This is a genomic window from Corallococcus sp. AB045 (assembly GCF_003668895.1).
Taxonomy (GTDB): Bacteria; Myxococcota; Myxococcia; order Myxococcales; family Myxococcaceae; genus Corallococcus; species Corallococcus coralloides.
Window position 1 is genome coordinate 1 of record NZ_RAWN01000083.1, and the last position, 12,366, is coordinate 12,366.

Below are 12,366 nucleotides of genomic sequence, written 5' to 3' on the forward strand. Positions count from 1 at the left end.
GAGACAGGCGGGAGGCGGGGGAGCTTTCACACGGCGGCTTGTACCACTTCCGCGCCCGGGGGGAGGAGTTGGGACGTCGGGTACGTCCAGGCCTGTACGAAGGACCGGGCCTTCCGGCTTTTCACGTCCCGCCGCGCAGGTGCGGCGTCAACAGCGCGGCGACGGCCCCTGTCCCCAAGGACAGGTCCGTAGAGGACAGTACGAGCCGCCGCCGCCGGCCGCCGTCCATGGACGTGCCCTCCAGGAGGGACGTGAGGCCCCGGGGGCCGCGGTCCAGGTCGAGGACCAGCTCCAGCGCGTCCTCCCGGGGGAACGGCAGGAGGGCGAGCGAGCGAGGCGGGCCGCTCCAGTCCGGGCCGGCGTGGAACTCCAGCTCCTGCACGAAGGGCTCGTCGCGACCGAGGGGCGAGCCGGCCTCGCAGTAGGAGTTGCGCCACTGGAAGCCCAGCTGTCGCACGGCTTCGATGACCGTCTGGAGGGACGGGTGGGGCAGGACGTGGATGCGGTCGCTGTCCTCGGGGTTGAGGGCGTTGTCGATGTCGAGCGCCGTCTTGATCCACACAGGCGTGCCGCGTTCGGTGATGGGCACGTGGGCGGGGATGCGCAGGGAGAAGGGGAGCTCGCGCTCCTCGCGGGGCTGGAGGGTGAAGGGGTTGGAGACGCGCCAGGTGCGCACGACGGCGTTGAGCGCGCTGAGGCGGTCGTTGTCGCGCTGGAGGTACTGCGCCATCAGGTGCAGGTCGATGCGGTCGATGCGCTGGGGCGTGTGGCCGCCCTGGACATGGACGAGTCCGCGCAGGTCGCCGCCCGCGCGCACGGTGTCGTGTTCCAGGCGGGTGTCCACGCGCGCGCTGCCAATGCCAAGGCGGGCGAGCATCTTCATGAAGGGCATGGGGGTCCTCTGGGGACGGCATAGGCCGGATGGGCTCCGCGCGAAAGCCTGTCCGCCTGGCTGCCTGCCCATCATGCGGCCCCTGCACCGGAGGGACGGGCGCGGCTTGCGGGCTGGCCCGGCGCGTCACCAGCGTAAAGCCACACCACGGGAGAGGTGCATCATGGCGCAGGGGACATCCAGGCGGGTGCGGTACGCGGTGGTGGGGGCGGGCAACCTCACGCAGGTGGCCATCCTGCCGGCGTTCCAGCACGCGGAGGAGAATTCCGAGCTGGTGGCCATCATCTCCTCCGACAAGGCGAAGCGGGTCGCGCTCCAGGAGAAGTACGGCGTGGAGCACGTGGGGGGCTACGAGAACCTCGAGCAGGTGTTGCGCGACTCGAAGGCGGACGCGGTCTACATCGTGTTGCCCAACACGATGCACCGGGCCTTCACGGAGCGTGCGGCCCGCGTCGGAGTGCACGTCCTCTGCGAGAAGCCGATGGCGACGTCGGTGGAGGACTGCGAGGCGATGATCCGCGCCACGAACGAGAACGACGTGAAGCTGATGGTCGCGTACCGGCTGCACTTCGAGGAGGCGAACCTCCGCGCCATCGAGCTGGTGCGCTCAGGGCGGCTGGGGGATCCGCTGGTGTTCACGGGGATGCTGACGCAGCAGGTGCGCGAAGGGGACATCCGGACGCGCGTGGACGTGGGCGGTGGAGCGCTGCTGGACGAGGGGCCGTACCCCATCAACGCCGCGCGCTACCTCTTCCGCGACGAGCCGCGCGAGGTGTTCGCGTTCACGGGCGGCGGCAGGAACGGACGCTTCCACGGCGTGGACGCGTCGGCGTTCGCGCTGATGCGGTTCCCGAACGGGAGGGTGGCGCAGTTCGCCATCAGCCACGAGGCCTCCGCGGTGTCGAGCTACCGGCTGGTGGGCACGGCAGGGGACCTGCTGGTGAAACACGGCTTCGGCTACGGCACGGACATCCAGCACGAGCTCACGGTGGGAGGGGAGACGGAGACGCGGACGTTCAAGAACAGCGACCAGTTCGCGCCGGAGCTCGTCTACTTCTCGAAGTGCGTGCTGGAGGACCGGGATCCGGAGCCCAATGGTATCGAAGGTCTGGCGGACGTGCGCGTCATCGTCGCGTTGCAGGAGTCGGCGCGCACGGGGAAGCCGGTGAAGCTGGCCCCGTTCGAAAAGCCGAAGCGGCCCACGCTGGAGCAGCTCATCGTCAGGCCCCCGGTGGAGCCGCCGGAACCGGTAAACGCGCCGGCCCCGGCGGAGGGATAGGGGCACGCCTCTACAGGCAGAGATAGGGCCCGCAGACTCCTTCCCCAGGGCCGCACGCGGTATCGGGCGAGTTGCAATCCTTGCAGCTCAAGGAACAGATCCTCGCCCGGGGGGCCGCGCTTGCGTCCGTGTCCTTCGCGGTGGAGGAGGGGACCATCGCCAGGGCCGTGCCCGTGGCGAGGCCCATCAACAACGCGATGCCAGGAATTGCCCGCTTGAGTCGTGACGGGTGCATGCTTCTCCCCTGTTTGGTCTGTAAGACAAGGACAGTCCTATTCCGGGCGAGCAGGAATTGGCAAGTCGCCGCGTGTCATTGACGGTTCTTGGTGAAGGTCCCCTCGCGCGGCATGCTCCCGCAACTTGCCAACACAACCACAGGAGCCGCAGTGGAAGACCTTCAGGAGTTCGCGCGTCAGGTGTTCGCGTCGCAGCCCTTCAGCCAGTTCATCGGCGCGCAGCTCGCCAGCTCCGGGCCTGGGACCGCGGAGCTGCGGCTTCCCATCGTGGACCACCTGAAGCAGCAGCACGGCTTCGTCCACGGGGGTGTGCTCAGCTACCTGGCGGACAATGCCATCACGTTCGCCGGAGGCCTGGCGCTGGGCGGCAACGCGCTGACCTCCGAGTACAAGATCAACTACCTGAAGCCCGCCGTGGGCTCGCTGCTCATCGCGCGGGCCCATGCGAAGGCCGCCGGCAAGCGGCAGGCGGTGTGTCAGTGTGAAGTCTTCGCCGTGAAGGATGGCGCGGAGACGCTGTGTGCCCTTGCGCAGGGCACGGTGGTCTCCGCGGCCTGAAGGCGCATCAGAACTTGAACAGGTCCTTGATGCCCTTGCCGAGGTCCTTCGCCGTGTCGCCGACCTTGTCCGTGACGTCCTTGGCCTTGTCGGCGACCTTGTCGGTGACGTTCTTGGCCGTGTCGCCGACCTTGTCCGTGACGTTCTTGACGGCCTCGCTGGCCTTGCCGTTGGTGAGGTTGTCGACCGTGCCCTTCAGCTTGTTGAAGTCGATGGTGTACGAGGTGCCGACACCCACGCCCACGCCGAGCGCCGCCTTGGCCTTGCCGCCGATGGTGAGCTTGCCGTCCTCGAAGGCCACCTTCGCGTCCACCGCGGCGCCCACGCCGGCGATGGCGCTGCCCGTCACGGAGCCCTGCACGGGGCCGAACTCGCCGCGGGCCGTGGCGCTCGCCTCGGCGCCCACCAGCGCGCCCGCGCCGACCTCGGCGCCCATGTCGCCGTTCTTGGGGTTCAGGTCGATCTTGGCCTTCGCGTCCGCGTTGGCGCCCACCAGCGCCTCGCCGTGCACGCCGCCGTAGACCTTGCCCTCCACCTTGTCGAGCCCGATGTCCTTCAGGTCCTTGCCGAAGCCGGCGTCACCGCGAAGGCTGGCGATGTTGGCCTCGGCGCCCGCGCGGCCGCCGATCTCCCACGGCATCACGCGGTAGGACGCATCCCCCTGGACCTCGGCGGCGCTCGCCTCGATCTGCGCGCCGGTGCCGTCCTTCGTGAAGCCCGTGCCGGTCTTGAACTCCGCCGCGTCCTTCTGCCACGACACGTACTTGCCGCTCTCGTTGCCCGCCACCTGGCCGGGGCCGGAGTTGCCCTGCGTAACCTGGCGCCCGTCCTTCCTGTCCGCGCTGGCCTGGGCCTTATCGCCCTTGCGCGGGTCCATGAAGATGTCCTGGCCCCACTGCTGGCTGAACTTCGTGTCCGGCTGGTTCTTGTCGAGGAAGCCGGGCTTCTTCTCGGTGGCCGCAGACGGGCCGGCAGCGGCGGAGGTGTTCGAGGCGGGCGTGGACACGGGGCGGTTGGAGACGCGCATGGGAGACCTCGGGGGCGGCGAAGGAGGGGATGCGGAGGGATTTGGAAGAGGGACCGGAGTGCTGCGTCCGGTCCGTGATGACCAATCCCTAGAGCACGGCGCGTGCCAGTCCTCCGGCGAGGTCAGCGGAGGCGGTCTTCCCTCTGAAGCGCGTGTTTCTGGAGGTGCCCGGGTGGCTCGAAACTGGTGATGCGGATCATCAGCGCTGGTGACACCTGTCACCAGGGGACCCGCCCCGCGTTTCATGACGGTGCGTCACAGCTTCGAGGTCTTTGGGGATGACGTCGGGCTCGCTCCGGGGGAGGTGCTCAGCGACGGGGTACTTGAAGTTCTGGAGGGTGCCGATCCTGCTCCGGGCGGCGAAGGTGACCTCGCCCCCGGTCCTGCCACCAGCTCACAGCCATTCATGATCTGGCGTTGACCTGGCGCGCTGGCGTCAGGTGGGGTGCGCCCACAGGTCGCGGAGGTCCGTCGGCAGCTCGCCCGAGATGTCGTCGCTCTCCCCCTCGGAGATCTGCGCCTGGATGGCGCTGAAGACCGCGCGGACGATGGGCTCCGCGTTCTCGTCGTCCACGCCCAGGTCCGTGGCGACCATCGCCAGCATCTCCGCCCGGCCGAACTTATGGGGCGGCGGCCCGGCTTCGTGGCGGTCGCACCGCACCAGGAGCTCCCGCAGCTTGTGGGGCAGCTGGGCCTCCAGGTCGTTGTCCTCCTCGCCGAAGAGGCGCTGCTCCAGCACGCACAGCACGGAGAAGGCGGCTTGCTGGGCAGCCTGCTCGTCCTGGAAGTGCCCCACGTCGCGCAGGTACTTGAGGAAGGCTTTGTAGGTCTGCGACGTGCGGGACTCGTGGCGCATGCGGCGGCGCTCGTCGAGCGGGATGTCCGTGCTGCGGTGCGTGGGGCTTCCTGCCTGCTGCCCGGTGCCGGGGATGTCTTGCGCTGCCATGTCTGATTCCTCGTTCCTCGGAGTGGAGTCCGACCCCAAAGCTGGAGCGCTCGCGAATCCGGAGGAAGGAACGCGCCGCCCTGCGAGCCGCCCGCTTCCCGTGGGCGGGGGCTGACGGGAAGCGCCTGCTCCCACTTCCCGTCATCGCCCTTGCATTGGCGCAAGCGCATCCGAATCTCTCCAATGAGGTGTCGTCATGCGTGAAAGTCTTCGTCCCAGGGGAGAGGCCCTGCGCAGCGCAGCCCGCAGGATCGCGGTGCGGAGGACCGAGGAACCGGATACGCCCTTGTTCCAGATCATCACGGAGGCAGCCCGCCACTTCGACCTGTCGCCCAGTGAGGAACAGATGCTGCTGTCGGACCTGCTGCCCGGGAGCGCGGAGGCGCCCCAGCCCTGACGCGGCATGGCGGATGTCTGTCATTGAATGGAGGTTCGTGAGTCGGGCGTGACCACGATTGGCGGCAGACGATTCAGGCCTGACTCAGGAGGGGGAAGGCGAGTCCGGCGAGAATTTTCCTCGCAATCCGTTTCATGAATTTCAAAGGCTGGCTGTCTGGACAAGGCTCCCGGGAATCGTTTAACTGATTCTGGGGAAGCGATTCCCCTTCCTTGGGGGCTGTCCATGAAAAGCTTGACGGTGGTGGCTGCGTTCGCGGTGTCGGCGCTGGGCATGGGTTCCGCGCACGCGGCGACGCTGACGTTCACGGTGCAGAACAAGATCACGACCAGCGCGATCACCAACTCGTATTTCAACGGCTGTGCCGCGGTCATCCCGGCCCTGAGCTCGGTGGCGGCCAACTCGATTTCGGGGGTGCACCAGACGGACTGCGGCACCAACTCCGCCGTCGTCTTCGAGTACACGAGCGGCAGCAAGATCTGTCGCTTCAACATGAGCAGCATCTGGACCCCGCCCAACCCGATCCTGGGGACGTCCGGGTACTGGACGCCCGCGGGAAGCGCCACGTCCAAGGGCAGTACCACCGCCACGTGCAAGACGACGCTGGTCGGGCTGGGCTCGAACGGCAACTACACCTGGTCCCTGTCGATGCAGTGACGCACAGTCGCTGACCTGGGAGCCGTCCTGCCTGTGTGGTGGGGTGGCTCCTTGTGTTTGGGGAGGGGAGGGCTGGAAAGCGCGTGAGGCCCTGGGGTAGATGGGCGCCCATGAACCTGATTCGACTGTCGGTTGTTGGCGTGGGCGTGGCGTTCCTGGCGGCGGGCTGCGGGGGCCACCGGAGCAACTCCAAGGTGGACTTCTCCCAGATGGGGCCGTCCATCAACTCCAAGCGCTATGCGAACCTGGAGAAGATCGCCGCCAAGGATCTCAAGTGCAACGAGGAGCTGACGCCGCAGTACCTGGGTGAGAATCAGTACCAGATGATCGGCTGCAACACCGAGGGCGTCTATGAGCTGCGCTGCATCATGGGGCAGTGCTCGTGGATCCCGGACGTGAGGCTCCGCGCGGAGTTCGACATGGGCTGCGGGAAGGCGGAACTCCAGTCATCCAAGCTGGATCCCGTCACGTTGGGAGTCGCGGGCTGCGGAAAGCGCGCGACGTACCGGCTGCTCAAGGCGGGCTACAGCTATTCGTGGGTCCTGAACTCGCCCGTGGCCCAGGATGAGCTCCCCGCTCCGGCGCCTGCTGCTGCTCCGGAGCCCGCGCCGGCGCCCGCGAACGAAGTGCCGGTCCCGACCGAGCTTTGACCTGTACGGATGTGAATGCCTCAGGACGCGCCCACTTGAGACATGTCTCGACCCCTGAGACATGTCTCAAATCCTGAGAAATGTATTATGAGCACAAATGTCGTGTTTCTTGCGGTCTTGCCGGAAATAATTCGCGAGACCCATGAAACTCTACGGACAGCTAGAAACCTCGGAGCCTGGCAGCCTGGAAGCATGCACGGTGCTGCTGGGCCAGTCGCCCACCACGCCCCTCTTCACCGCGGAGTTCACGAGCCCGCAGGGTGCGTTCTTCCTCCAGAAGATCACCTCCTCCGCGCTTCCCTTTCCCCTTTCGCTCTATGTCCTCCGCTCGGGGACTTCCGTCGTGGAGCACACCTTCGCTGACAAGGCCGCGCTGGACGCGGTGCTGGTCGCGGAGAGCAAGCCCGCCGCGGCGGACCGGCTGGTCATCCTCCAGCTGCCGGCGCTCGCTCCCGCGGTGAAGGTGGCCCCGCGCACGTCGGTCACGACGATGGAGACCGCGACCGCTTCCCGGCTTGAGCAGAAGGCCCCTCTGTCGCCCCTCACTCCTACCGCGACAGCGCCGAAAGTGGAGGTGGTGGAGTTCATCTCCGTCCTGGGCGCGGTGGAGAGCTCCGCTGGCTCCGTCTCGGGGTACACCCTGGAGATCTCCTGTCCGGACACCATCGCTGGAGACAGCGAAGTCACCCCCATCCACCAGGATTTCCTGCTCGGGCCGACGGGCGCCTTCCAGTTGACGCTCGCCATCACCGACCGCATCTCCAGCAGCCCTCTCACCTTCGTGGTGCGCACCCCCAACGGCCTGCCCACCCGGCTCGTCTCTCCAACGCACCTCACCGTGAGCCAGGCCGCGAAGATGGCGGTGGTGAAGGTGCAGGTGGAGCCGTTCTCGCCCAACGTCCTCGTGCCAGGCTCCAGCGCGCCCACCACCCGTGTCCTCAAGGGGCGCCTGGTGGACCCCACGGGCAGGGCGCTGACGCGGCAGCAGATCCTCTTCCAGGCACTGCGAGGAGACGGGACGAGCCCCCCGCTCAAGGTGTCCCTCGCCGCGGTCACCACGCACAGCAGCGGCAACTTCTCCGTGGTGGTCCCCAACGAGCCGTTCCTCGGGGCCAACGCGGTGGTCTCCTCCCGTCCCGACGAGGAGCTCCCCATCGTGCTCAACGCGGATGGGACGTTCCCCGCGTTCACGCTGCTGGTCGTCGCGACAGGGAGCACGACCGAGGCCGCCAGCGGTGAAGACGACTGCGCCTGCAATGACCCGACCCCGCGCCTGCCGGGCACGGAGGAGCTCGTCGCCAACGAGTCCAGCTACTCGCAGGATATCGGCGGCTCCTGCGTCAACTTCACGGTCCCCAACCGGTCGCTGGAGGAGTTCAGCCACTACGCCATCGTCCGCACCACGGACCCGCGCGGCCAGCTCGTCCCCATCCGCGAAGCCCCCGCCTGGGAGTGGAATGGCGACACCTCCGACCCGGCCGGCTACGCCCGTCATCTCCACCGCACCTTGCGGCAGACGCTGGGGAGCAAGAACCCCCTGCGCTGGGACGACGACGCCAGCGACTATGAGCTGTATCAAGCCGTGTCGCTGGCGCACGGCCACGTGCTCCACTTCAAGCAGACCTTCAAGGCGGACGGCTACTCGATGGGGGACCTGCTCTACTCCCTGCCGCTGGCCCCCGGGCAGAAGAAGCAGCTCGTCATCTACGACTGGAACCGGGAGGACGGGGCCTCGCGCGATGAGGCCACGGTGGCCGAAGAGGGGCTGACCCACAACCTGTCGAGAGACCGCGACATCGACGAAATCCTCAGTGGGACCGTCCAGGAGTCCATGCGGGGTGGCAGCTCGGCCAAGACGCGCGGCTTCTCCTTCGGCCTGGGGGGCGCTGGCAGCGGCAGCAAGAACGGCGTGGCCGTGGGGCTGTCCACCGGCTTCAGCCTCTCCGGCGGCTCGGGGACGTCCTCCGCGTGGCAGGACAACACCCGCGACATGACGTCCAGCCTCCACAACCGGCTGCGGGACGCCACCATGCAGGCGACGTCGTCCGTGCGCAGCCAGCGCTCCACGGTCGTCACCAGCGCGAAGCAGGGTGAGTCGCTCTCCGTGCAGACCGAGGTGGTGGCCAACCACAACCACTGCCACGCGTTGACCATCCAGTACTTCGAGATCCTCCGGCACTTCGTCATCGAGCAGCAGGTGGTGGACGTCCAGGAGTGCCTCTTCGTCCCCTTGATGATGAGCCTCTTCACGGACGCGAAGATCCTCCGCTGGCGGGAGTGCCTGTCCGAGCACCTGCTCTACTCCCCGGAGACGACCCGGGGGCAGGAGCTGCGCCGGGGCTTCGACGCGCTGGATCGCATCGCGCGGAACTACCAGGGCACGGACTTCCCCCGCCGCGTGGAGCCCTCCGGCGCGGTGACCTTCCTGCCCTACAGCGAGGAGTCCATCGAGGAGTTCTCCGGTGAGCTCCAGCTCCGCCTGACGCTGAGCCGGCCGGCGGATCAAGCGGATGGGTCGATTGACGCGGGCGCCTGGGCCACCCTGAGCCATGTCTTCCTGGGGCTGGACATCCGGGGCATCAGCAACCTGTTCGTCAAGCTCGCCATCGAGGAGCGCGAGCGCACCTTCCAGACGCAGCACGCCCCCGCGCTCGCCCGCAACTTCGTCGAGCAGCTTCGCTTCGAGGCCATCCTCGCGGACGGAACGACGGTGAAGGACCTGCGGCTGGACTGCACCCTGCTCACCGACTACGCCCCGGGCCGGCTGTTGACCGTCTCCGTGCGCTCCACGCGGACCACGGACATCAAGGCGCTCAAGGCAGGGGTGGCCCAGCAGCCCTTCACCGGCACCCCCGCGGACCTCAAGCGCAGCCAGATTGTCGGACTGCGGCTGAACTCTCCCAGCCTGAGTCTGTCGGGCAGCTTCGCCGTCGTCGACCGGGGCACGCTGCGCTACCGCACGCCCCACTTCAGCGGGACGCTGGTGAACAACCAGGCCATCCGCAACGACATCGGCTTCGCGGATCAGATCTACCTGCCCACGCCCATGAAGCCCGAGGAGCAGCGCAACCCCTGGCAGGAGGACCAGCGGCTGGCCCAGCAGCTCCGGGATCACCTCAACCAGGAGAACCTGGAGTACTACCACCACGCCATCTGGTGCCACGGCATCACGCCGCACCGCCGGTACATGATGCTGGACCGCATCCACCTGGCGCAGGACGAGTTCAACTCCATCTATGCGCAACGCGGAGTGCTGGGCCGCTCCCTGGCCTCACTGGTGGAGAACCGGCTGCTGGGGGTCGCGGGCAACTCGCTCGTGTTCCCGGTGGCCCGTGGCCTCAACCTGGACCCCACCTACGAGATGGGCACCCCGGACCAGAGCGGCAGTGGGGCCATGGCCCATGCCTCGCTGCTGGAGCACTACCAGACGGAGGCAGAGCGCGAAGGAGGGCAGGGCGCGGTCTTCCGCCTGAGCGTGCCCACGCCCGGAGTCTTCGCGGAGGCCGTGCGCGGCGCCTGCAACGCGTGCGAGCGCATCGATGACACGCGCTTCTGGAGATGGGAGCAGTCGCCCTCGGACGAGCCCACCGCCATCAACCCGGTGAGCACGGACAGCCGCTACCAGGCGCCGCAGAGCACCACGCCCACCGCGCTCCCGCAGCCCATCGTCAACATCCAGAACGCACCGGCCGCGCCGGATCCCTCGGGGGTGGGCTCGCTGCTGACCGCGCTCACCCAGGTGAGCCCGTTCGCCAACCTGACGGGCCTGGACCAGAACCAGCAGAACGCCCTGGCGGCGATGACCTCCAACCAGGAGACCGCGCGGGCCTTCGGAGAGATGGCCACGAAGCTCGCGCTGTCGGCCCAGAGCAGCCGCAACTCCGCTGTCCTGAACGAGCAGATCGACAAGGCCTTCCCTGTCGCCAGAGCCCCGGCGAAGAACCAGGAGTGGAAGGAGCGGTTGCTCAACGCGCAGCTCGGCGGTGATTCCCAGGCTTCGAGCTCGAAGGCGTCGCCGCTGGATCAGCTGGACCTGAGGGAGACCATTGACGCGGTCCGTGGTTCGCCTGGCATGGAGGTGGACGTGCAGCCGTCCAAGGTCGCGGTTCGCAACCGCTCGGGCACCCGAGGCGCCAGCTCCGCGACCTCCACCCCGACGGTCTCGGACGAGCAGGAGCAGCAGCCCCCGACGGAGTGGCCGTTCATCGAGGGCTACTCGCAGATCACGGCGGCCTACCCGCGGCTGACGCAGATCCTCGAAAGCTCCAGCGTCTTCCGTCAGTCCGTCATCGAGCCCTTCGCCAACCGAGGCGCCGCCGACTACGTCCCGTTGATCATCGAGGTCACTCCGACCGCCACGCGCGGCATCGATGGTCAGTGCATCATCGAGGTGCGGGACCCTGCCGACACGACGACGCCGGGCGGATCCTGGATTCCGCTTCACCAGCTCACCCGGGACCTCGCCGGGTTCGACCTGTCTCGCGACGTGCGGATCCGCGTCCATATCGCGATGAGGGGACAGGCCACCACGCACCCGGGCGGCATCCTCTTGATCATCTCCCATGAGTGGGCGCTGCATGGGATTAGCAACCGCGAGACGATTCTCCACGCCCGGAGCGGTAACTGGACGCTCCAGGAGCTTCGCGACTGCTACATCGCCGATGTGGTCAGCCATCAGGACCACCGGCAGATCGCCTCGAGCACCCATGCGACGTACGAAGCGGTGAACGATGAGCTGGAGCAGTTGCTTGCCGATATGGACCCGCCGGTCACGGTGAGGATCAAGCCGTCCTTTGTTGACGAGGGGACCCGGCTGCTGCCGCTGCCCGCCCGTGTCACCGCGCCCCAGAACACCCGGATCCACGCATTGAACCGCCAGCACAACCTGTACACGGCCCACCAGATGTTCGCGTTCGAGCGCGACATGGAGAAGACCTACAAATACAATCCGGCCCATCCCATGAGCTACCTGCGGGCGGCCACGCCGTCCGACGCCTTCCCGTGGGACTACCTCGATTCCGACCAGAGTCGGCGGTAGGGGACGCCGGAGTCCGCGCAAGCGCGGCCGGGCGGGTGCTCCGGACTCTCCGCATCAGGAGAGGGTCCGGAGCAGCTCGTCACCTGGTCGAAGCCACGGGGGCAAGTCCTTCAGATCATCACGGAGGCATCCCGCCACTACGACCATCAACCTCAAGTGGAGTGGGAATCCCACCACCGAGGGTCATCGATTGAAGGTTCGCGGGACGGAAGGTAGAGCGCAATCTTCCATCGCTCCTGCGCGATCCGGGCAATGTCGAGGGCGACCTCGGCCATGTGCCAGGAAGGGCCGACCATCCTGACGAGGCCAACAGCGGTAAACCGCGGATGCTCGCGTGATGCGCCCGGGAGAATGGCATTCAGGTCGAGATACCAACCTGTGGTGTCTCCATCCCAGAGCGCCTCAATCGCCAGCGGGGGACTCGGTAGCGCATCGAGGCTCGCCAAGGCGTGGGTGCGCCAATACTCAGGCGTCAAGGTTTGTCTGTAGGCCAGCCTGGATTGCCGCCAGCTTTCATTTATCTCTTCGAGTTCCTGGGAGCGGATATCAATCATTTCCAATGCATCGGAGAGCCCGCACAGCATCCCCTCCCTGATGTATCGGACTGCCCTGATCATCTCTCCGTTCATGATCAATTCATCCGCTTTGCTCAACAGGTCCGCGCGAATTTTGCGAGGGCTCATATT

Annotated in this window: 9 protein-coding genes; 5 read left to right on the forward strand and 4 right to left on the reverse strand. The window is 67.3% G+C overall.

All coding sequences use genetic code 11. The annotated features are described in order from the left end of the window. Positions 1–121: 121 nt before the first annotated feature. Positions 122–892 carry a sporulation protein gene (locus tag D7Y21_RS20580; RefSeq protein WP_158627325.1) on the reverse strand — a complete coding sequence of 257 codons (771 nt, stop codon included), beginning with the start codon at positions 890–892 and terminating at the stop codon, positions 122–124. 163 nt (positions 893–1,055) lie between these two features. Here D7Y21_RS20580 and D7Y21_RS20585 point away from each other — a divergent pair, with 163 nt between their 5' ends. Next, the gene (locus tag D7Y21_RS20585; protein WP_120563127.1) at positions 1,056–2,171 is read left to right on the forward strand and encodes a Gfo/Idh/MocA family protein; all 1,116 of its coding nucleotides are present in this window, start codon (positions 1,056–1,058) and stop codon (positions 2,169–2,171) included. Between the two features lie 386 nt (positions 2,172–2,557). Further along, a complete protein-coding gene (locus D7Y21_RS20595; RefSeq protein WP_199735463.1) occupies positions 2,558–2,965 on the forward strand; it encodes a PaaI family thioesterase in 408 nt (135 codons plus the stop codon). A gap of 7 nt (positions 2,966–2,972) precedes the next feature. Here D7Y21_RS20595 and D7Y21_RS42260 read toward each other — a convergent pair whose 3' ends face one another. Further along, positions 2,973–3,992 (reverse strand): hypothetical protein, encoded by a 1,020-nt coding sequence (locus D7Y21_RS42260; RefSeq protein ID WP_199735464.1) that lies wholly within the window; start codon positions 3,990–3,992, stop codon positions 2,973–2,975. A gap of 436 nt (positions 3,993–4,428) precedes the next feature. Further along, positions 4,429–4,938: a DUF2267 domain-containing protein gene (locus D7Y21_RS20605; RefSeq protein WP_120563129.1), complete on the reverse strand. Its 510-nt coding sequence runs from the start codon at positions 4,936–4,938 to the stop codon at positions 4,429–4,431. A gap of 622 nt (positions 4,939–5,560) precedes the next feature. Between D7Y21_RS20605 and D7Y21_RS20610 the strand changes: the two genes are divergently transcribed. The 3 genes from D7Y21_RS20610 (at position 5,561) to D7Y21_RS20620 (ending at position 11,680) form a co-directional block, all read left to right on the forward strand. After that, the gene (locus tag D7Y21_RS20610) at positions 5,561–5,992 is read left to right on the forward strand and encodes a hypothetical protein (protein WP_120563130.1); all 432 of its coding nucleotides are present in this window, start codon (positions 5,561–5,563) and stop codon (positions 5,990–5,992) included. Positions 5,993–6,102: 110 nt separating this feature from the next. Then, entirely contained in the window at positions 6,103–6,642 is a 540-nt protein-coding gene (locus D7Y21_RS20615) for a hypothetical protein (protein WP_121715224.1), read from the forward strand. A 142-nt stretch (positions 6,643–6,784) separates the two neighbouring features. Then, on the forward strand, positions 6,785–11,680 hold the full coding sequence (locus D7Y21_RS20620; RefSeq protein WP_121715226.1) for a hypothetical protein: 4,896 nt from the start codon (positions 6,785–6,787) through the stop codon (positions 11,678–11,680). 152 nt (positions 11,681–11,832) lie between these two features. Here the strand turns inward: D7Y21_RS20620 and D7Y21_RS20625 are convergent, their stop codons facing one another. Next, positions 11,833–12,363, reverse strand: coding sequence for a hypothetical protein (locus D7Y21_RS20625; RefSeq protein ID WP_121715228.1), 531 nt, complete (start codon positions 12,361–12,363; stop codon positions 11,833–11,835). Positions 12,364–12,366 lie beyond the last annotated feature (3 nt).